Origin of the sequence: Rhodococcus sp. NPDC060176 (assembly GCF_042728675.1) — a bacterium.
Taxonomy (GTDB): domain Bacteria; phylum Actinomycetota; class Actinomycetes; order Mycobacteriales; family Mycobacteriaceae; genus Rhodococcus_F.
On the sequence record NZ_JBHWYS010000015.1, the window covers coordinates 65593 to 86637 of the forward strand.

Below are 21045 nucleotides of genomic sequence, written 5' to 3' on the forward strand. Positions count from 1 at the left end.
CATGACAGATCCGTCTGTCCGCGTTCCGTCTCCTCCGTTTTCGGAAGACCTCTTGGCGGATCTTCACGCCGGGGTTCTCGATCCCGAAACCAGTGCATCTCTGTGGCCGCTGGTACACGCCGACCCAGCCGCCCATGCATTTGTCACCACTCTCGACGGCGTCACAACATCACTTGCGGCACTGAACTCACGCGAGACCCCTCACGACCGGATCCCGAATTTGCTTGCCGAGCGGATCAATTCGGCACTCGATTCACAGCCCAGCCACGTCGAGGCGCCTGCAGAGACAACCGTCGTACCGTTCCGGCGGCGCCCACAAGCGTGGGTTCTCGGTGCCGCAGCAGCCGTAGCGGTGGCCTTCGTGATCATTGTGATCGGAACCCGAGATTCCGAACCTCCCGAAAGCGTTGTTGCTCAACCGAGCACACCGGCGACGTCGGCTGTCGACGATCCGGATTCGGTGTCGCTGCTCTCACTCATCGGATCCAAAAATCTTGGACCACTGGATGATCCGTCCAAACTGGCCGGCTGCCTACGTGCCAACGACATCGACGAGGGCAGGCCCCTGCTCGGTTCGGGTGAGGTTCGCATCGACGAGGCACCGGCGATAGTCCTACTCTTCGCGGGATCACAACCGCGTCAGATCACTGCTTTGACTGTCGGCACCGACTGCAGCGAGGGCAATCCGAATACGTTGTCGGTCAAGAATATCGGCTGACCTCGAGGGTCAGCGCGGCGTTGCGGCGGGTAGCAGGAGTTCGAGAATTCTCCCGCGCAATGCATCCGTATCGTCCTCGACCGCTATCAGACTCGAGAACATCGCTGCTCCGGCCGCCAAAACCAGCACGGCCTTGGCGTCGAGCAGCGCCGATTCGGGATCTTCGGCGTTCTGAAGGAAGAGTTGCGTACTCGGCCCACTGAACCCGCGCCACAATTCGTTGCGCAGATCGTCATGGTCGCGCAATGCTGCCAGCAGTCCCGGCGACGCGGCGCGAACCTCGGGCCGCGAGAAGAGTTGGGCACTTCCCTCCACCACCCAACGGATCCAGCCGTCGCGATCGGTGCCCTCGAACGGCGTCAGGTCAGGTGTTGCGCCCAGGATCGATCCGAGAACGAGGTGCGCCTTCGACGGCCATCGCCGCGACATCGAGGCCCGACTGACCCCTGCCCGTGCCGCGATCGCCCGGAGGCTGAGTTGCTCCCAACCGACCTCGAGGAGCATCGCTCGGGTGACCTCGAGAACTGTGTCGTCGATGCGTGGGTCTCGTGGGCGACCTGATCCTGTGGCATTCATCGTGTCGAATTGTCGGACAGATTGGGAGAAGGCGCTATATCGTCATATATACGAGTCCACTGGCATCGTAATGATCAGGCCGCCGCAGGAAGCAGAAAATGACCACAGCGCCCACACCGTCGATATTCGAACCCGCACGTCTCGGCCCCCTGACCTTGCGCAACCGCATCGTCAAAGCTGCCACGTTCGAGGGCGTCATGCCCAGGGGAGCGGTCTCCGACGATCTGATCAACTTCCACGCTGAAGTGGCCCGCGGCGGAGCCGCGATGACCACCGTCGCCTACTGCGCCGTCTCACCGGGTGGACGAGTGCACCGCGACACCCTTGTCATGGACGAGCGCGCACTACCTGGGTTGCGCAGACTGACCGATGCCGTCCACACCGAAGGCGCACTGGCCGCGGCGCAGATCGGCCACGCGGGGCTGGTCGCCAACACGCTCTCCAACAAGACGAAGACTCTGGCGCCGTCGACCCGGCTGAGTCCGCCGGCGATGGGCCTCGTCAAAGGCGCGACACTTGCCGAACTCGACGGTGTCGTCGCCGACTTCGAACGGACCGCCCGCGTCGCCGTGGACGCGGGATTCGACGCCATCGAGGTCCATCTCGGTCACAACTACCTACTCAGTTCGTTCATGAGCCCCAATTTGAACAAACGCCATGATCGATACGGCGGCAGCGTCGCCAAGCGCGCGGAGTATCCGCGTCGAGTCATCGAAGCGGTGCGACGAGCTGCTGGATCCACCGTGGCGGTCACCGCGAAATTCAACATGTCCGACGGGGTTCCGAAGGGTCTGTGGCTCGACCAGAGCCTGCCGATTGCACAGATCCTCGAAGACGACGGGCATCTTGACGCGATGCAATTGACCGGTGGCAGTTCACTTCTCAACGGAATGTACTTCTTCCGCGGCGAGGTCCCACTCGCAGAATTTGTTGCTTCCCAACCCAAGCTCGTCGGGTACGGGCTGAAGTTCTACGGTCCCAAAATCTTTCCGACTTACCCGTTCGAAGAGGGATTCTTCCTTCCATTCGCCCGTCAGTTCCGGCAAGCGCTGAACATGCCGCTGATCCTGCTCGGCGGCATCAACCGCGTCGACACCATCGAGCGCGCGCTGGACGAAGGGTTCGAGTTCGTCGCCATGGCGCGTGCGCTCCTCAGGGACCCACAGCTGGTCAACAAATTCCAAGCCGAGAGCGTCGACGAGGGGCTGTGTATCCACTGCAACAAGTGCATGCCCACCATCTACACCGGCACGCGCTGTGTGGTTCGGGACGCGCTGGTGGTTCGGGAGGCACTGCGCCCTGCCCAATGAACCCCGCCCAGTGAGTCCTGCGGACTGTGAGCCACTTTCCAGCCGGGTGCGGGAACAACACCCCTTATCCTGGTGTTGATCGGTACGGCTCTCCAAGAAGCGGAGGGTCTGCACTCACTATTGGAAGGCTCGCATGACCACCCAGCTGGAAAACACGCCCGCGGTCCATGACGTCATCATTGTCGGTTCCGGACCGGCCGGTTACACCGCTGGTGTCTACACCGCGCGTGCTGAACTCCAGCCCGTGCTCTTCGAGGGCACCCAGTTCGGTGGCGCCCTCATGACCACCACCGAGGTCGAGAACTTCCCCGGATTCCGTGAGGGAATCATGGGCCCGGACCTGATGGAACAGATGCGTGAGCAGGCACTGCGCTTCGACACCGACATCCGCACCGAGGACGTCGAAGAGATCGACCTCAGCGGCCCGATCAAGACGGTCGTCGCGAACGGCGAAACGTACGCCGCGCACGCGATCATCCTCGCCATGGGCGCGGCAGCCCGTTACCTCGGCATTCCCGGTGAAGAACGCCTCCTCGGCCGCGGCGTCAGCGCCTGCGCCACCTGCGACGGCTTCTTCTTCCGCGACCAGGACATCGTCGTGGTCGGCGGCGGCGACTCCGCGATGGAAGAGGCAACCTTCCTGACCCGCTTCGCTCGCTCAGTCACCCTGGTGCACCGCCGCGAGGAATTCCGCGCCTCACGGATCATGCTCGAGCGCGCCAAGGCGAACGAGAAGATCCGCTTCCTCACCAACGCGGAGCCCGTCGAGGTCCTCGGCGAGAACAGCGTCACCGGGCTCGTCGTTCGTGACACCGTCACGGGTGAGACCTCCACACTCGAGATCACCGGCATGTTCGTCGCCATCGGCCACGACCCGCGCAGCGAGCTCGTGAAGGGCCAGGTCGATCTCGACGACGCCGGATACGTGCGCGTCGCTCCCGGTTCTACCGCGACCTCCGTCGACGGCGTCTTCGCTGCCGGTGACCTGGTCGATCACACGTACCGTCAGGCGATCACCGCTGCCGGCACCGGATGCTCCGCAGCAATCGACGCCGAACGCTGGCTGGCCGACCGCGGCGACATCACCGCCAACACGCTCGACGCTGCCGGCCATACGGTCGACGTCGTCGGCGCTCCCTGATTCATCAAGCTGTCGTACCCAACCCTCGAGGAGTAACAGTGTCGAATACCGTCACCATCACCGACGATTCCTTCAAGCAGGACGTCCTGGGCAGCGACAAGCCCGTTCTGGTCGATTTCTGGGCAACCTGGTGCGGCCCGTGCAAGATGGTCGCCCCGGTACTCGAGGAGATCGCCGGCGAGAACAGCGAGAAGCTGACCGTCGCGAAGCTCGACATCGACGCCAACCCGGCGGCCGCCCGCGATTTCCAGGTCATGTCGATCCCGACGATGATCCTGTTCAAGGACGGCAAGCCGATCAAGACGATCGTCGGCGCCAAGGGCAAGGCTGCACTGCTCAAGGACCTCGCAGACGTTCTCTGACGGCTGGTTAAGCATCGTGGATTCTCGCAATCCACAGAATTTCTGAGATAATCGATCGATGTGCCTGATCGGGTCTACGACCAGGCACATCGATCGAATTCGTTAACCGATCCGAGAGGCTTTCACGCATGCACAGACTCCGACACGGCGATCACGGCCCGGCCGTCGCCGAGATTCGGGGCACATTGACGAAGCTGGGATACCTCCATCACGGAACTTCCGGCATTCGACGTGAAAGCGCCGACGGTGCCCACTGGGTTGCGCCTGACGCCATCTTCGATCATCAACTCGACAGCGCCGTTCGCGCCTTCCAGCAGCAGCGTGGGCTCCTCGTCGACGGCATTGTGGGTCCGGCAACGTATCGCTCACTTCGCGAGGCCTCGTACCGCCTGGGTGCCCGTACGTTGATCTACCAGCTGTCCGCGCCGCTGTACGGCGACGACGTCGCAGCTCTGCAGGCAAAATTGCAGGACCTCGGCTTCTATGCGGGCCGGGTCGACGGTTTCTTCGGTCCGCAGACCCACGAGTCTCTCTCGTCTTTCCAGCGTGAAATCGGTATCGCCGCCGACGGTATCTGCGGTCCGCAGACACTGCGTTCGCTGGAACTGTTGGGAACCCGCGTCACCGGTGGTTCCCCGCACGCCATCAGCGAAGAGGAATTGGTGAGGCGCAAGGGCCCGCAGCTGGGCGGCAAGCGCATCGTCATCGATCCAGGCCTCGGTGGGCCGTCCACCGGCAACATCGTCAACGGCATCTCCGAAGCCGACATCCTCTGGGATCTGGCCATGCGCCTCGAGGGACGGATGGCGGCAACCGGGATGGAAACTTTCCTCTCCCGCCCGCACAACGCCGATCCGACCGAGGCCGAGCGCGCGCTGACGTCCAACGCGTTCGACGCCGATCTGATGATCTCCTTGCGTTGCGACAGCAACTCGAGCCCGTCGGCAAACGGTGTCGCGAGCTTCCACTTCGGTAACTCGCACGGTTCGGTCTCGATGATCGGTCAGGTGTTGACCGGATTCGTTCAGCGCGAGATCGTTGCGCGAACTCCGTTGCGGGACTGCAGAACTCACGGACGTACGTGGGAGTTGTTGCGCCTGACCAACATGCCGACGGTGCAGATCGATCTCGGCTACCTGTCCAACGCGTCCGACGTTGCGGTACTGACGAATCCGCGGATGCGTGACACCATCGCCGAAGCCATTTTGATCTCGGTCAAGCGGCTGTATCTGTTGGGCCAAGATGATCAGCCGACCGGCACCTTCACCTTCGCCGAGCTTCTCGCAGAAGAACTTTCGGTAGCCGACCGCATTTCGTAGGTCCTGCGGTCGGCACCTGGCTCACACTCTGGCGAGCTCGCTGATCTCCACCATCTCGAGAGCTGCAGCCTTCAGTAGACGGTCGAGGGCTTCTTCGACGTCGACTTTCCATTCGTGGTCTCGATTGAGTTCGAGACGAAGCCGCGGATAACGATGGTGCGGAGCCACGACCTCGAAACCGTAATCCTCGAGGAACTCGGCACTGATCATGCATTCTGCGGGTGAACATTCCAAAGCTGCGGTTGCGCTGGCCACGTCGGACGCGGGCCCCAGGCCGTCGCTGCGGATACCGAATGCCTCGAGCGCACGAACTCCGCGTCGAACCAGATCTGTCACGACAGCGGCCAGCAGGCTCGGCCCAAGTTCTTCTTCGATGCCCGAAGGCTCGAGCCGAAGGCTTGTCAGGAGCACTGCGTCCGAACTGACCGGACTGGTCGGAAACAGCTGCGCGCGCGGGATCGTGCGGGGAGGGGCGTACAACGCACTACCGAGCGGCTTTCCGTCTCGGACGGCGACCTGTCCGCACGAGCCCCACTCGAGCATGACCATCGACAGCCATGCTTCCTTCTCGAATTCCTGATCGCAGAATCCTCGGGCGTCGTGAAGCGCGCCCGGATCCATCTCCCAGAACACGCAACGACGCGCATGGGCGGAAAGCTGATCGAGGGTGTCGAGCGTGAGCGAGGTGATGACGTGAGTCGACACTGACTAACTCACTCTCCGTAGGTCCCCGAAGCGGTTTTGATGCTCGCCCGCCGCTTTTTTCTTCTCCAGGATAGGCCGGCTGCGACAAGTCGGCAGTGGCACGAGAGTTGATCGCCCTAATGTATTGCTGTTCAACATCTTTCGTCCCGGTTCAAGATTTCGAGAAGCTCGGACCACCTAGATTTGTCACAGTGACGAAAATAGGTGGTGTGCCCGGTCATCGTCATTACGTCACCAAACGGGCTTCCGAGTTCACTACGTCGATTTCTGCGCTTCCATCATCCCGACGATGCGTTGCAGGTCGTCGACCGAGCCGAATTCGACCACAATCTTTCCCTTCCGCTTGCCCAGACTGACAGTCACCCGGGTGTCGAACGAGTCCGACAACCGCTCGGCCACATCCTGCAGACCCGGCATCACGATCGGCTTCCGCTTCTGCTGAGGAGCGATCTCATTGTCCGCCCGGTTGGCCAGAGTGACTGCTTCCTCCGTCGCACGAACCGACATTCCTTCGGCGACGATGCGCGCCGCCATAACCTCCTGGGCGTCGGCACCCGCCTCGAGGGACAACAGTGCGCGCGCATGGCCGGCCGAAAGTACTCCAGCCGCAACGCGGCGCTGAACCGCCACCGGCAGCTTCAGCAGACGAATCATGTTGGTCACGACGGGACGCGAACGTCCGATCCGATTGGCCAATTCTTCGTGGGTGACTTCGAACTCCTCGAGCAGCTGCTGATACGCCGCTGCCTCCTCGAGGGGGTTCAACTGCACTCGATGGATGTTCTCGAGGAGCGCGTCGCGCAGCATCGAGTCGTCATCTGTTTCACGAATGATCGCCGGAATCTTCTCCAGCCCGGCTTCCTGGCTCGCGCGCCAGCGACGCTCACCCATGACAAGTTGGTACTTGTCACCGTGACGACGGACCACGATCGGCTGCATCAAGCCGAACTCGTGGATCGAGTGAACCAACTCCGCGAGTGCTTCCTCGTCGAAAACGCTGCGAGGCTGCTTCGGGTTCGTCTCGATCAGGCTCGGTTCGATCTCGAGATAGACCGCGCCGGTCGGCTCGAGTTCGGTCTCCGGCTCAGCTTCCACCGGAGCCTTCGCAGCCGACGACTTGGTGGCTTTCGGCGTTTTCGGGGCCGCCTTGGTCGGTGGGGGAGGGGAGGGGTTGCGCTTGTCGACGCCGATTACGACGTCCGCTGCAGCCGATCCCAGACCCGGCGCCGTGGCCGGCCCGGTGGGGATGAGAGCAGCCAAGCCGCGGCCCAATCCACCCTTGCGTGCTTGACTCATCTCACTGCTCCTGGGTCGTCGTGGTGGCAGAGCGGGCGGCAAGTTCACGGCCGGCGTCGAGGTAACTCATGGCGCCACGTGAACCCGGGTCGTAATCGAGAACTGTCATCCCGTATCCGGGAGCCTCGGACACCTTCACGCTGCGCGGAATCACAGCGCGCAGGACGGCCTCACCGAAGTGCTTGCGTACTTCTTCGGCGACCTGGTCGGCCAGCTTGGTGCGCCCGTCGTACATCGTCAGAAGGACGGTGGAGACATGCAGATCCGGGTTCAGATGAGCCTGGACGAGTTCGATATTGCGGAGCAACTGACCGACCCCCTCGAGGGCGTAGTACTCGCACTGGATCGGGATCAGAACTTCCTTGGCAGCGACCATCGCGTTGACGGTCAGCAGTCCCAGCGAAGGCGGGCAGTCGATGAGAACGAAGTCGACGTCGAGTTCCGCGAGCACCTTGTCGTTGAGCGCGCCTTTGAGTCGATTCTCGCGGGCAACCATGGAGACCAATTCGATCTCGGCGCCCGCCAGATCGATCGTTGCCGGGATGCAGAGAAGGCGCTCACTGTGCGGACTGGTCTGGATCGCCTCCGGGGCCTTCACTTCGCCTATGAGCAACTCATAGCTGGAGGGGGTGCCCGAGGTATGGACGACGCCCAGAGCCGTGCTGGCGTTGCCCTGAGGGTCCAAATCGACCACCAGGACCGTGAGGCCTTGAAGTGCGAGCGCCGACGCAAGGTTCACTGTGGTCGTCGTCTTACCGACGCCACCCTTCTGGTTGGCGATGGTGATCACGCGGCGGAACGCCGGCTTCGGCAGCGTCACCGAATGGGGATGAAGCACTTGGCTCGCTCGGTGCGCGGCCGCCCCGATGGGGGTCTCCTCCGAGGAGATCGCCGCGTAGGGGGCGGTGAAATTGTCGTCGTCATTGACGATCTGATCCGCACCCGCACTCGTGTGCTGCTTCGGTGTTTCACGTGAAACGGCGGATTCAGATCGACCCGACATTGACTGCTCCTTCGATTGGGAATCGATCACTAGGTGCTCTCATCATCTGTACATTGCTCTCGATTGCATGCGTGTAAATCATCAACGCTGGCGGCGCTTCGGGAGACGTTCGGCCTTCACCACAACAGTGGGGGTGCGGAGAATCTTGGCTCCGCATTCGAGTATTTCCAACTTACCTGCGCCCAACTTGGTGAGCGCCGTACGGTCCCGCTCGATCTCCTCGGCGGCGCTCGAACCCTTGAGTGCCAACATCCGGCCGTGCTCGTGAATGAGTGGGAGGGACCAACGTGCGAGCTTCTCGAGAGGCGCCACAGCTCGCGAGGTGACTACATCCGCGCCGCCCGCTTCCTTCACAACACCCGATTCCTCGGCTCGCCCTCGGACAACCAATACGTCCAATCCGTTGGACTCGATGAACTCCGCGAGGTACACCGAGCGTCGAAGCAACGGTTCGACCAGAGTCACCTTCAAGTCCGGGCGGGCGATTGCGAGAGGGATACCGGGTAGGCCGGCGCCGCTTCCAACGTCCACAACCGACTCACCTTCGGCGATCAACTCACCGATGACGGCGCAATTGAGAAGGTGGCGCTCCCACAGTCGAGGAACTTCACGGGGACCAATCAGCCCGCGCTCGACACCATCCGTCGCCAGGGATTGGTAATACCGTTCCGCGATCTCATATCTGTCACCGAACACTGCGCGCGCAGTCTCTTGTTCGTCCCAGTCAACCGACGCCGCACCATTCTGTTCCACGTGAAACATCCTCCCGCGTAAACCGCGAAATCAACAATCAAGACCGAAATCATTATCCGCTCTGGAGCCGACATGTGTTCGCTTCTGCACACCGACTCGCTGTGAGTCTGCCGACTCGTTCATTCTTTGGGAAGTATTCGGCCCAAAATTCAAGCGGGGGAGGGGAGGGGTTCACGTTCCACGTGAAACATCGCGCTGACAGATCTTCCAATTCTGACGCGTTTCACGTGAAACATAGCCGGCCGGCCGAATGCCGATAGCAGCGCAATTCTGAGTATCATCACAGTGACGAAACTGCCGTGGGTAGTTACATGGATGGAATTCTGAACCAAAATGGTCAATTTTCAACGAAAAGTGGTTGCCGAAAATTGCTGCCGTCGGACAGCCGGACGGACTCGTTAGTCTGACCCAGTCTATTTTTGGACTCGGATGATCTTCGAGTTCAAGTCCCGGACAGTTTCGGTATCTCATCGCCGGTTGCTGCGAGCCATTCATTCGTCGACTTGACTCTCCTGTTGCGGTAGGCCGGAGTCTTGGCATCACAAACCGAGAATCAATCCAATGAGCTTCGCACCAACCGATGCGCATCGAAGAGTTCGCCCTCGCCTCTGGACTGACAGTAAAAGCACTCCGGCTCGACACTGGGTTGGACTCCAACCCGAAATCCGGAACCTCGCAATCGAAGTTCTGTTCTGCCGGCCGACTGCCCAGTTTCCCGCCGAGCCAGTTGGCATCTCCGAAACGATCGTCGAATCCGGCACGCGCCCGGCACGCAACGAACTCTTCGTGACACTCGAAACATCCAACGACGATTCCGAGTTCGGACTGAAGTTAGTTCACGGCAGCATCCGTCAAGTTGGGTTCTCGCTGACGACGGCACACCCTTAGGCCATTGAATTCGTGATTGCCATCCAATTGGCGTCCAGTACCAATCTGGAATCGAGATCGAGGGCTCGGGGCAACAACCATCGATCCGGTTTCACGTGAAACGAAGGGCCGACTATTCCGGCCGGGGGAGGGGAGGGGATCGCCGCCCGCCTGCGAGAGATGTTCGGGATCGAAGTCTCGGTCGCTGCCGACCTCTGTTCCGACTCCACCGTGGCGGCGGTGACGATGCGAGTGACCGAGCGTATCGCCGAATTTGCCAAGCCGGATCTGGAGACCTCCATTTTTGTACGACACCGTTGTAGCAGGGTATGCGGGCCGAGTTGTCGGACAAGCTGGACAGAAAGGCCCGAGCCGGCGCGAGCCGGCGACGGCAGCGAACCTCCGATTGACGCCCGACTCAGCCCGCCGGGGCCTCGAACACCATCCTGACCTCGGTCACCCGGTAGTTCGCCCGCTTGAAGGCCGCGACCATGGGCGTGTTGGGCACGTCCGTCGTCGCGGTGATGCGATTGGCGCCATCGGCTGCGTGAACGCGGGTGATCTCGCAGAGGATGTCGTCCACATAGCGGCACCCGCGCAGCTCGGGCACTACTCCGAGGTATCCGACGTTGCGGTCGTAGGGCGTCGCGGACGGGATCGCGAAGCCGACCAGCGTCCCGTCCATGGTCTCCGCCAGCCGCCACCACGATCGTTCGCCGGGGCACGACCGGTAGAACTCGAGATCGTCCCGGGCCTGGTTGACGATGTCCGTGGCCGCGATGCCTCGTTGCGTGGCGACGTCCAGGCTGCCGACAGCGACCCGCTGGAACACCGCGAGGAACTCCTCATCGGAGGTGGGACGGAACATCAGACGCTCGGAGGGGGCGGGCACACCGGCCGCAGGCGTCCACTCGAAACGCAGCCGCTCGATGATCTCGGTCAGTCCGGCCGCCTGGGCCGCCTCGCGACGCCAGGACACGGCGTCTGCTACGGCGGAATCCGCGTCCTGCCCGGCGGTCGGCACGACCAGCACATACTCGGGCTTCGCGTGGAACTCGGTGTGCGCCCGCGACATGAGTTCGGCGGCAAGCGCGGCACGATCCGGCACGTCAGCCAGCACGTGCAGGAAATCAAGGGCGAGCGGACGCTCGCTGTCCTCACGCCCCCACCACAGGGCACGCGCGACGATCCTCGAGCCGTCAACGGCGAACCAGGTCCATTCCGGACGAAGTCGTCCGGCCGTCACCTCTTCCCGGAGCGAGTCAGCGTCGACGAACCCGACCGGATCGTTCATCGCGAACCCCACGGGCTCTTCCAGCTCGGCCCGTGTCGCGGGTCGTATCAGCAAGATTGCTTCCCTTCACGACGCTTCATTGACGACAGATTCCGAAATAGAGACAGGCTGTGTCCGACAACGATAAGCACCTGACCTTCACCGTGCCGCCGGATTCGGTTTCACGTGAAACACCTCTCGGACACAAAAGCGGGCCCCGGAAAATTCGGGGCCCGCATTCGATCAAAGGGGGAGTGTCAGTCCTTGAGGACAACTACTCGGCGAGACGGCTCAGCGCCTTCGCTCTCGCTGGAAACACCGGCGACCTTGGCGACGGCGTCGTGCACGATCTTGCGTTCGAACGGCGTCATCGGAGCAAGCTCTTCGCGTTCGCCGGTCTCGAGAACACGCTGTGCAGCTTCCGCACCGAGAGCACTGAGTGCCTCACGACGGCCCGCACGCCAGCCGGCGATGTCGAGCATCAAGCGGCTGCGCTCTCCGGTCGACTGCTGAACTGCCAGACGAGTCAACTCCTGGAGAGCATCCAGAACCTCACCCTTACGTCCCACGAGCTTGGTCAGGTCGTCGCCGCCGTCGATGCTGACGATCGCCCGATCGCCCTCGACGTCAAGGTCGATGTCTCCGTCGAAATCGAGCACGTCGAGCAACTGCTCGAGGTAGTCGCCGGCGATCTCGCCCTCTTCGATCAGGTCGTCATCGGAATCGTCGATGTCTACATCCACATCGGTAACCGGCGCAGTGGTCTCGGTGCTCACGTCTGCGTTCTCTCCATCCACAACGATGTCAGCTTCACTGGACATTGGTCGTTCTCTTTCCTGGATCAGCGCCGTTTATTGCGCTTGGGGGAGTTGCCGCGGTTGCTCTGTGGCCGGTTCTGTTTGGGTTTCGACGTGGAACCACCACTGGAACCCGAGGGCTTCGGCTGTGGCTTCTTGAGCGAAACTTCCGGGGCATCGCCGTCGTCGTCAGCTGATTCCGCGGTCTTCAACGCAGCCGGGGATCCCTTCTTCTTATTGGGATCCGGACGGGCACCGGGCTTGGGCGCATTGTCGTTTCGGCGAGTGATCGCTTCCTGCTTCTTGGCTTCTTCTTCGGCGTCGATCTTGCGGAAGACGAGGTGCTGCTGACCGTAGGTCCAGATGTTGTTCGACACCCAGTACAGGAGGATCGCGATCGGGAGGAACGGTCCACCGACCAGAACACCGAGCGGGAAGACGTACAGCGCGAGCTTGTTCATGATCGCGGACTGCGGGTTCGCGGCAGCTGCTTCGCTCTGACGGGCAACGGAAGCGCGTGAGTTGAAATGCGTCGCGATGCTGGCGATGATCATCAGCGGAGCGGCCACGAGAATGATGTTCAGGCGTGACGGAAGCTCGGGAACGTTCTCGGTGACGTAAGCCTGAAGCTGCGCAACCGGCGTCGTGATCGCGGCCGAGATGGGCGCGCCGAACAGACGAGCATCCAGGAACGACTGGACGTCAGTGGCCGAGAAGACGTAGTTCGGGGTGTTGAGGTTGTCCTCGGCGCTCATGCCCAGCTGGCCCATGCCGGTGCCGGTGCGGTTGAACGAGCGCAGGACGTGGAACAGACCGATGAACACCGGAGCCTGAGCCAAGACCGGGAGACAGCCCATGATCGGGTTGAATCCGTGCTCCTTCTGGAGCTTCTGCATCTCGACGGCCTGGCGCTGACGGTCGCCCGAATACTTCTTCTGCAATGCCTTGATCTGCGGCTGCAGTTCCTGCATCTGACGCGTCGTGCGGACCTGCTTCACGAACGGCTTGTACAGAACCGCACGCAAGGTGAACACCAGGAACACCACGGAGAGCGCCCAGGCTATTCCGTTGTCCGGGCCGAGAATGAACCCGAAGACCTTGTGCCAGACCCACAGAATCGCGGATACCGGATAGTAGATGAAATTGAGCACGGCTCTAAGTACTCCTCTGTTCGTCCGTCGGACTGTGACACGCTGCGCGTGCTTCCGGACAGCTATGGCGGCTACCCGCATCACGGTCACGACGGGCAGGGACAGGGTCCCACCCTCCAGAATGCCAGGGGGCACACTTCGCCAACCGCACCACAGTCAAGAAAAGGCCTTTGATCGCCCCGTGAGTGCGCAGCGCTTCGACTGCGTATTCACTGCAGGTGGGGGTGAACCGGCAGGTCGGCATCCTCAAGGGCGACACATACGTCCGGTACAACTCGATACAGAAGATGAGAACAGTGGCGGGAGCGCGACGCACAGCCTTCAACACCGTGATGACACGGGAGGCTCTGGGAGTCTCGATCTGCTCAGAGAGCGGAGTACTCATGGCTCTTCACTTACCGACACCAATAGGTTCATTTTGGTCAGGCCCCCACGCAACTGCTTGGCCAGTTCGGCTGAACTGGCGGTAGCTGCGCCCGGAAGTGCGCGGATAACCACGTCTGTCTCCGGCGAAACCTGTCCGACGAAATCTGCACAGATATGACGAAGCCGGCGTGCGACTCGATGTCGAATCACCGCCGGCCCGACAGCCTTGCTCACGATCAGCCCGAAACGGGGACCGTGATTTGTTACTACCAGCGCCTCTACTTGCTCGCGATCGAACGCGTGCACGACAAGGTCGCGTCTTCCCATACGACGCCCACGTCGCACCGCCACGGAGAAATCCGCGTGGCGACGCAACCGGAACGGCTCAGGCAACACCCCGAGCTCCTGAACTCGAAATCAGATCAGGCGGTGAGAGAATCGCGGCCCTTACGGCGACGCGCCGAAACGATTGCACGACCCGCACGGGTACGCATACGAAGACGGAAGCCGTGAACACGCGCGCGGCGGCGATTATTCGGCTGGAACGTCCGCTTGCCCTTGGCCACGGTCAACACTCCTCGAAGTTCATTGACGCCTCCCGGCGTCATTCAGTGATCGACGCCTTACGGCGCCTTTGGATCCAACAGGTACAGAACAATCAACTTCACTCGTTGTGGCTTGGAAGACCGATCCGACCTGACATATGTAGCCAGCACGAAGCGATCACCACCAGCGGGTGACCGTTCGAGGTTACTTACCACCGTTGCCAAGGTCAAACCAGCCCGATTCGAAGCCCTTCCGCGGCAACTGCGACGACACGCCGACAGTTGCATTATTCCGCAGATTCCCATTCCGGTGTGCATACGGCCGTGACCTCGAGCGAGGCGGCAAGTGTGACCTTGGCAACAGTTCCGCTACGGACTGCAGGTGGCCTGAAGGCAAGCCGGACGGTTCCACCGGCGCATGCTCGCGACAAGGCCTCATCAGCACATACGGGCATGAGCGCCGGACGCGACCCCGAATCCCGAGTTTCCACATTCATCCACAGGGCTGTGAGTGTTGACGCATCCCCGACACCAAGTGGCGAACGCCTCGAGTTCCAACAAAGTTGCAGGTAGATCAATTTCTCGGTCACTTCAGCGAATTTGGTTGACGAAAAAACCGACTCAGTGCAGGTTTGTCCACATCTGTGGATAATTGTGTGGAAACACAGCCCAGGTGGCATATTCGTAGCCTGTTACGGGGTTCTCACCCCGGGTGGTAATCCACCGAATCATTCGACGCCGCAGCCATACGCTCGGCAGCTGCAGCACACCCACTGTCGGCGAAACACGGGAAGGAACCACGTGAACGACGATCCCAACGCGCTCGCACGGGTCTGGGTCGACGTGGTTGCAGAACTCACGAGTGATGACCCCGGAAGTAATCTTCCGGCTTTGAGCAGTAAGCAGAAGGCGTTTGTCCGTCTGGTGAGGCCTCTCACACTTGCTCAGGGTTTTGCACTCCTCTCGGTTCCATCGCCATTTGCTCAAGAAACGATCGAGCGCGATCTACGCGAGCCGATCCTGCAGGCACTCGGACGCCATCTCGGCGGCCAGGTCGAAGGACTCGGTGTCCGCATCGCACTCGAAGACGATGCCGACGCACCCGCCGAACCTGTCGAGGAGCGCACGGGCAGCCGTCAGTTCGAGTCGGTCAACAGCTCGGGCGCATACCGTCGTCGCAGATTCACCGAAGGTGACGGCGAACCCTCGGACTCCGAGACTGCCGAGACCGAAGAAGTCGACGACGACCGCGAAGCACTCGCGAGCGTTCACGAATCGTGGCCGTCGTACTTCACGAAGCCGCCCGCTACTCCTTCTGCTTCGGGGTCCGGCGCGAACAGCCTCAACGCGAAGTACACCTTCGACACTTTTGTGATCGGTTCGTCCAACCGATTCGCCCATGCCGCTGCCGTCGCGATCGCGGAGGCGCCGGCGCGTGCCTACAACCCCTTGTTCATCTGGGGAGCTTCGGGACTGGGCAAGACGCACCTTCTTCACGCCGCCGGCCACTACGCACAGCGTCTGTTCCCCGGCATGCGGGTGAAGTACGTCTCGACCGAAGAATTCACCAACGACTTCATCAACAGTCTTCGTGACGACCGCAAGGTCGCGTTCAAGCGTCGCTACCGGGAAACGGATGTCCTGCTGGTCGACGACATCCAGTTCATCGAGGGCAAGGAAGGTATTCAGGAGGAGTTCTTCCATACCTTCAACACCTTGCACAACGCGAACAAGCAGATCGTCGTTTCCTCGGACCGTCCGCCCAAGCAGTTGGCAACCCTCGAGGAGCGTCTGCGGACGCGCTTCGAATGGGGCCTGATCACCGACGTTCAGCCGCCTGAGCTCGAGACGCGTATCGCGATTCTGAGCAAGAAGGCAAGGATGGATCGCCTCGAGGTCCCGCACGACGTCCTCGAGCTGATCGCCAGCCGTATCGAGCGCAACATTCGTGAACTCGAGGGCGCGTTGATCCGCGTCACCGCTTTTGCCTCGCTCAACCGTCAGCCGTTGGATCTGACGTTGGCCGAGGTGGTCCTGCGAGATCTGATGCCCGATTCGTCGAGCCTCGAGATCAATGCGGCGACGATCATGGCTGTGACGGCCGAATACTTCAACATGTCGATCGACGACCTGTGTGGGCCGGGTAAGGCCCGGCCGCTCGCTCAGGCCCGCCAGATCTCGATGTATCTGTGCCGTGAGCTCACTGATTTGTCATTGCCGAAGATCGGTCAGACGTTCGGCCGTGACCACACGACGGTCATGTACGCCGACAAGAAGATCCGTAAGGAAATGACGGAACGCCGCAAGGTGTACGACCAGGTTCAGGAGTTGACCGCAAGGATCAAGCAGCGCTCCAAGCGTTGACCTGCACTTATTTCGATCAATGCCGCTCGAGGCAGAGGTTTCCCTCGAGCGGCATCGGTGTTTTCGAAGGGTTCACGTGCGATCCCCTCGAGGGCGGTTGTCCGCCTCGAGGGACGACACGCCGGAGTTGGACACGCCGATGAGAACAAACTCTTCGTTTCTTGTGAAAAGTATTCACATCTGTGGATAACTGTGTTGATAACTCTCGAAGTCTGTGGAGTTCTCGAGGAGGAATCCGAAAACTTTCAGAGAGTGCACAGAGGGGGTCGATTGGTCCTCGAGTCTGTCCTCGAGAAGTGCACAGGCCCTCGAGGGGACCTACCAGCGTCGACAACCGTTGCTCCACAGATTGCACAGGACTTATTACTACTACTGAGAATTTCCTAGGAAAAGCTCTTTGAAAATAGTTCTGGGGACAACTCCTGTTGAGAACCTCGCCTCAGGCTGCGCTCATCCCGGCTTCGGCTTTCCACTTGCGCCCTCGAGGGCATACGGTGGGCATCGCTTGGTCTGTGTCAGACTTCAAGTGAGCTGATGCAGATCCGCAGCAGACGAACATGCCTACCGAGAGGAATAACCCGGCGATGGAGCTTGGAAGCCTGAAGTTTCGCGTTTCCCGGGAAGAGTTCGCTGATTCAGTAGCGTGGGTTGCTCGTAGCCTGCCCTCGAGGCCGCCCGTGCCGGTTCTCGGCGGAGTTCTTCTCGACGCAACCGAGGCCGGCCTCACTGTTTCCGGGTTCGACTACGAGGTATCCGCGCAGGTCCGCGTCTCGGCAGATGTCACAACTGCAGGTCAGGCACTCGTCTCCGGTCGCCTCCTTGCCGATATCACCAAGTCGCTTCCCAACAAGCCGGTCGATGTGACCCTCGAGGGCACTCGCGTGCTCATCTCGTGCGGAAGCGCCAAGTTCTCCCTGCCCACCATGCCGGTCGAGGACTACCCCCAGCTTCCGACGCTTCCGCAGCAGTCCGGGTCCATTCCCGTCGACCTGTTCTCCGAAGCCATCAGCCAGGTAGCCGTTGCAGCCGGCAAGGACGACACCCTTCCGATGCTCACGGGTATCCGTGTCGAGATCGAACAGAATTCGATCGTCCTCGCCGCTACCGACCGCTTCCGTCTCGCTGTGCGTGAACTCGAGTGGACTCCGGCCAATCCCGACGTCCAGGCTGCTGTTCTCATCCCGGCCAAGACTCTGTCCGAATCCGCGAAAACGCTTGCCGGCAATGCAAATTCGCCGGTCGAGTTGGCTCTCGGTTCCGGTACGACCATCGGAAACGACGGACTCCTCGGCATCGTCAACGACGGACGCCGCACCACGACGCGTCTCCTCGACGCCGAGTTCCCGAAGTTCCGTCAGCTGCTGCCCGCTCAGCACACCGCGATGGCAACCGTCGAGGTCACGCCTCTCATCGAGGCCATCAAGCGTGTAGCACTCGTCGCCGAGCGTGGCGCACAGGTACGCATGCAGTTCTCCGCTGACGGCCTGCTCCTCTCTGCGGGTGGCGACGACGCCGGCCGCGCGGAAGAGACGCTCAACGCGTCATTCCAGGGCGAAGCACTCACCATTGCGTTCAACCCCGGTTACCTGATCGACGGATTGAACTCGCTTCACAGCGAAAACGTTCTGTTCGGCTTCACCACTCCCAGCCGTCCGGCTGTTCTTCGCCCCGCGGCCGAGGAAGAGCCCACGGCAGACGAGTCCGGTAACTTCGCTGCGCCCTCGAGCGAATACACGTACCTGCTGATGCCGGTTCGCCTTCCGGGCTGAGTGGTACCCCGCACTTCAGTTCGCGCCTGACCAGGGAGAACAGTATGAAGATCGGACTCGTAGGTCTCGGCAAGATGGGTTTCAACATGCGTGAGCGCTTGCGCGCGCATGGCCTCGAGGTAATCGGATACGACCCTCGACCGGAAGTCACCGATGTCGGGTCACTTGCCGAACTCGCTGCTTCCCTCGAGGGACCTCGAGTCGTCTGGGTGATGATTCCGGCTGGTGACATCACCCAGAGCACCATTGCCGAACTGGCGGATGCCCTCGAGGGCGGCGATCTGGTCATCGACGGTGGAAACTCTCGCTACACCGACGACGCTGTCCATGCGGAGCTGTTGGGCGCCCGTGGGATCGGTTTCCTCGACTGCGGTGTCTCCGGTGGCATCTGGGGCCGTGAGAACGGCTACGGCCTGATGGTGGGCGGATCCGAGCCCGACGTGGCGAAGGCAATGCCGATCTTCGACGCTCTGCGCCCCGACGGCGACGCTGCCGACGGTTTTGTCCATGCCGGCCCGGTCGGTGCTGGGCACTACGCGAAAATGGTGCACAACGGCATCGAATACGGGCTGATGCAGGCATATGCCGAAGGGTACGAGCTCCTCGAGGCGGAAAGCCTGATCGCGGACGTTCCGGGTGTTCTCCGAGCTTGGTCGAAGGGAACCGTCGTACGTTCGTGGTTGCTCGATCTGCTTGTCGACGCCCTCGAGGAGGATCCGGAGCTTGCGCAGATCACAGGCTATACCGAGGATTCCGGTGAGGGCCGCTGGACCGTCGAGGAAGCCATCAAGCACGCGGTCCCCGCTCCCGTCATCTCCGCTGCTCTGTTCGCGAGATTTGCTTCACGACAGGATGATTCACCGGCCATGAAGGCGGTGTCGGCTTTGCGTAATCAGTTCGGTGGTCACGCGGTCAAGAGCGCTTCGCCCAAGAATTCGGCTTCTGGAAGCTAAGTGTTCGTTCGTAGATTTTCGCTGCGGGACTTCCGATCCTGGGATTCGCTGACGCTTGACCTCACGCCGGGAACAACCGTGTTCCTCGGTTCCAACGGGCACGGTAAAACCAACGTCCTCGAGTCGCTCGGGTATCTGTCGACGCTGTCGTCACATCGAGTGTCCGCGGATGCACCGATGATCCGCAGCGGTTCCGCCAGTGCCTTTGCCGGTGCAACGGTGGTCAACAACGGGCGTGAACTGACCATAGATGTCGAACTGATCGAGGGAAAGTCCAACCGCGCCAGGATAAATCAGTCTCCGACGCGTCGACCGCGTGAAGTGCTGGGGATTCTGCAGTCGGTGATGTTCGCGCCGGAGGATTTGTCGTTGGTACGCGGCGATCCTGGTGATCGTCGACGCTATCTCGACGAGTTGTTGACGTCCCGGATTCCCCGAATGGCCGCTGTCCGTGCGGATTACGACAAGGTGCAGCGCCAGCGTTCGGCGCTGCTCAAAACTGCCGGTGCGGCTTTGCGCAGAGGTTCTCGAGGTGGCGAGTCCGACAACGTCCTCTCCACCCTCGAGGTGTGGGACGGGCATCTGGCCGCTCACGGCGCACAATTGTTGGCCGGGCGCCTCGAGTTGGTCCATGATCTGGCGCCGCATCTGGCGGAGTCGTATCGTTCCATCGCACCCGAATCCCGGCCGGCGTCGATTCGATACAAGAGCAGTCTGGGGTCCTCGTTGGATCCCGAATTCACCGACCCTGCAAGGATTTCCGGTATCGACGACGTTGCGTACCTTGAGGAGAGATTCCATCTCGAGTTGGCACAGATGAGGTCGAAGGAAATTGATCGCGGAGTGTGTCTGGTCGGTCCGCATCGGGACGATCTGGAGCTGATTCTCGGCGATAGTCCGGCGAAAGGCTTTGCCAGCCATGGTGAATCGTGGTCTTTTGCGCTTTCGCTGCGACTGGCAGGTTTTGCCTTACTGCGTGCAGACGGCAGCGACCCGGTCTTGATGTTGGACGACGTGTTCGCGGAATTGGACCGTCGTCGCCGTCGAGCGCTCGCCACTGTTGCCGCTACCGCCGAACAGGTACTGATCACGGCTGCTGTTCCCGAGGACGTCCCGGACGAACTCGAGGCGGCCAAGTTCGGCGTCGAAGCCTCCGATACCGGAGACGGTCGGATATCTCGGATAGTGCCCGTAGGCTCGACGGATCAGGAGGTCGAGTTCGATGACTGAAGACAGCAGCGCGGCTCCGGAGCCCGAGCTCAAAGGGATCGATCTGGCGCGCCGTGCCCTCGAGGAGGCGCGCGCGACGGCCAAGGCCAACGGCAAGGCCGTCGGTCAGGGGCGTTCGTCGCCCAAATACGGAAGCGGCCGCCCGCGTCGGCGCAGCGGTTGGTCCGGCCCCGGCCCGGATGCGCGGGACCCTCAGCCGTTCGGTGCCCTCACCAGTGCGATCTCCAAGTCGCGTGGGTGGTCCCCCAAGGTGTCCGAGGGCACGGTCCTCGGCCGGTGGCCGCAGGTCGTCGGTGAAGACATCTCTGCCCATGCCGAGCCGATTTCGCTGAAAGAAGGTGTACTCAGCATCTCCGCCGAGTCGACGGCGTGGGCGACCCAGTTGCGCATGATGCAGTCGCAGATCCTGGCGAAAATTGCCGCTGCCGTGGGTGACGGCGTCGTGAAGACGCTGCGTATCACCGGACCGAGCGCGCCGAGCTGGCGCAAGGGTGAAAGGCATGTGAAAGGCCGCGGACCTCGCGATACGTACGGCTGAGGAAAACTC

The 21045-nt window shown here is 61.5% G+C and carries 21 protein-coding genes; 10 read left to right on the plus strand and 11 right to left on the minus strand.

Going from position 1 to position 21045, the window contains the following annotated elements:
- Position 1: 1 nt before the first annotated feature.
- Positions 2-718, plus strand: coding sequence for a hypothetical protein (locus ACFWEM_RS33195; protein WP_378539888.1), 717 nt, complete (start codon positions 2-4; stop codon positions 716-718).
- A 9-nt stretch (positions 719-727) separates the two neighbouring features.
- On the opposite strand, the gene ACFWEM_RS33200 is transcribed toward ACFWEM_RS33195, so the two are convergent.
- On the minus strand, positions 728-1294 hold the full coding sequence (locus ACFWEM_RS33200; protein WP_020909857.1) for a helix-turn-helix domain-containing protein: 567 nt from the start codon (positions 1292-1294) through the stop codon (positions 728-730).
- 98 nt (positions 1295-1392) lie between these two features.
- Here ACFWEM_RS33200 and nox point away from each other — a divergent pair, with 98 nt between their 5' ends.
- The 4 genes from nox to ACFWEM_RS33220 all read left to right on the plus strand — a co-directional run bounded on the left by nox (position 1393) and on the right by ACFWEM_RS33220 (position 5426).
- Positions 1393-2604: a 4,4'-dithiodibutanoate disulfide reductase gene (gene nox, locus ACFWEM_RS33205; protein WP_378539890.1), complete on the plus strand. Its 1212-nt coding sequence runs from the start codon at positions 1393-1395 to the stop codon at positions 2602-2604.
- A gap of 133 nt (positions 2605-2737) precedes the next feature.
- The gene (gene trxB, locus ACFWEM_RS33210; protein ID WP_347872409.1) at positions 2738-3745 is read left to right on the plus strand and encodes a thioredoxin-disulfide reductase; all 1008 of its coding nucleotides are present in this window, start codon (positions 2738-2740) and stop codon (positions 3743-3745) included.
- Between the two features lie 38 nt (positions 3746-3783).
- Positions 3784-4107 carry a thioredoxin gene (gene trxA, locus ACFWEM_RS33215; RefSeq protein WP_003942530.1) on the plus strand — a complete coding sequence of 108 codons (324 nt, stop codon included), beginning with the start codon at positions 3784-3786 and terminating at the stop codon, positions 4105-4107.
- 128 nt (positions 4108-4235) lie between these two features.
- On the plus strand, positions 4236-5426 hold the full coding sequence (locus tag ACFWEM_RS33220) for an N-acetylmuramoyl-L-alanine amidase (protein ID WP_020909860.1): 1191 nt from the start codon (positions 4236-4238) through the stop codon (positions 5424-5426).
- Between the two features lie 21 nt (positions 5427-5447).
- Here the strand turns inward: ACFWEM_RS33220 and ACFWEM_RS33225 are convergent, their stop codons facing one another.
- The 10 genes from ACFWEM_RS33225 to rpmH all read right to left on the minus strand — a co-directional run bounded on the left by ACFWEM_RS33225 (position 5448) and on the right by rpmH (position 14203).
- Positions 5448-6131, minus strand: a complete 684-nt coding sequence (locus tag ACFWEM_RS33225) for a GNAT family N-acetyltransferase (RefSeq protein ID WP_283305626.1) — start codon at positions 6129-6131, stop codon at positions 5448-5450.
- 255 nt (positions 6132-6386) lie between these two features.
- Entirely contained in the window at positions 6387-7427 is a 1041-nt protein-coding gene (locus ACFWEM_RS33230; protein WP_378539893.1) for a ParB/RepB/Spo0J family partition protein, read from the minus strand.
- 1 nt (position 7428) lies between these two features.
- The gene (locus ACFWEM_RS33235) at positions 7429-8430 is read right to left on the minus strand and encodes a ParA family protein (protein WP_003942510.1); all 1002 of its coding nucleotides are present in this window, start codon (positions 8428-8430) and stop codon (positions 7429-7431) included.
- 81 nt (positions 8431-8511) lie between these two features.
- A complete protein-coding gene (rsmG, locus tag ACFWEM_RS33240) occupies positions 8512-9192 on the minus strand; it encodes a 16S rRNA (guanine(527)-N(7))-methyltransferase RsmG (protein ID WP_019746204.1) in 681 nt (226 codons plus the stop codon).
- Between the two features lie 1276 nt (positions 9193-10468).
- Positions 10469-11344, minus strand: a complete 876-nt coding sequence (locus ACFWEM_RS33245; RefSeq protein ID WP_378539894.1) for a GNAT family N-acetyltransferase — start codon at positions 11342-11344, stop codon at positions 10469-10471.
- Between the two features lie 236 nt (positions 11345-11580).
- On the minus strand, positions 11581-12144 hold the full coding sequence (locus tag ACFWEM_RS33250) for a protein jag (protein WP_003942504.1): 564 nt from the start codon (positions 12142-12144) through the stop codon (positions 11581-11583).
- 20 nt (positions 12145-12164) lie between these two features.
- Positions 12165-13271 (minus strand): membrane protein insertase YidC, encoded by a 1107-nt coding sequence (gene yidC, locus ACFWEM_RS33255; protein WP_378539897.1) that lies wholly within the window; start codon positions 13269-13271, stop codon positions 12165-12167.
- Positions 13272-13275: 4 nt separating this feature from the next.
- The gene (yidD, locus tag ACFWEM_RS33260; protein ID WP_007729147.1) at positions 13276-13656 is read right to left on the minus strand and encodes a membrane protein insertion efficiency factor YidD; all 381 of its coding nucleotides are present in this window, start codon (positions 13654-13656) and stop codon (positions 13276-13278) included.
- Entirely contained in the window at positions 13653-14033 is a 381-nt protein-coding gene (rnpA, locus tag ACFWEM_RS33265) for a ribonuclease P protein component (RefSeq protein ID WP_003942450.1), read from the minus strand. The genes yidD and rnpA overlap by 4 nt, the downstream gene beginning before the upstream one ends.
- A gap of 26 nt (positions 14034-14059) precedes the next feature.
- Positions 14060-14203 carry a 50S ribosomal protein L34 gene (gene rpmH, locus ACFWEM_RS33270; RefSeq protein WP_003942540.1) on the minus strand — a complete coding sequence of 48 codons (144 nt, stop codon included), beginning with the start codon at positions 14201-14203 and terminating at the stop codon, positions 14060-14062.
- 780 nt (positions 14204-14983) lie between these two features.
- Here rpmH and dnaA point away from each other — a divergent pair.
- The 5 genes from dnaA (at position 14984) to ACFWEM_RS33295 (ending at position 21036) form a co-directional block, all read left to right on the plus strand.
- The gene (dnaA, locus tag ACFWEM_RS33275) at positions 14984-16546 is read left to right on the plus strand and encodes a chromosomal replication initiator protein DnaA (RefSeq protein ID WP_003942491.1); all 1563 of its coding nucleotides are present in this window, start codon (positions 14984-14986) and stop codon (positions 16544-16546) included.
- Between the two features lie 584 nt (positions 16547-17130).
- On the plus strand, positions 17131-18315 hold the full coding sequence (gene dnaN, locus ACFWEM_RS33280) for a DNA polymerase III subunit beta (protein ID WP_007729165.1): 1185 nt from the start codon (positions 17131-17133) through the stop codon (positions 18313-18315).
- 44 nt (positions 18316-18359) lie between these two features.
- Positions 18360-19268, plus strand: a complete 909-nt coding sequence (gnd, locus tag ACFWEM_RS33285) for a phosphogluconate dehydrogenase (NAD(+)-dependent, decarboxylating) (RefSeq protein WP_378539898.1) — start codon at positions 18360-18362, stop codon at positions 19266-19268.
- Positions 19269-20498: a DNA replication/repair protein RecF gene (gene recF / locus ACFWEM_RS33290; RefSeq protein ID WP_378539899.1), complete on the plus strand. Its 1230-nt coding sequence runs from the start codon at positions 19269-19271 to the stop codon at positions 20496-20498.
- Positions 20491-21036, plus strand: coding sequence for a DUF721 family protein (locus tag ACFWEM_RS33295; protein WP_003942471.1), 546 nt, complete (start codon positions 20491-20493; stop codon positions 21034-21036). Before recF ends, ACFWEM_RS33295 begins: the two co-directional genes overlap by 8 nt.
- The last annotated feature ends 9 nt before the right edge of the window (positions 21037-21045 follow it).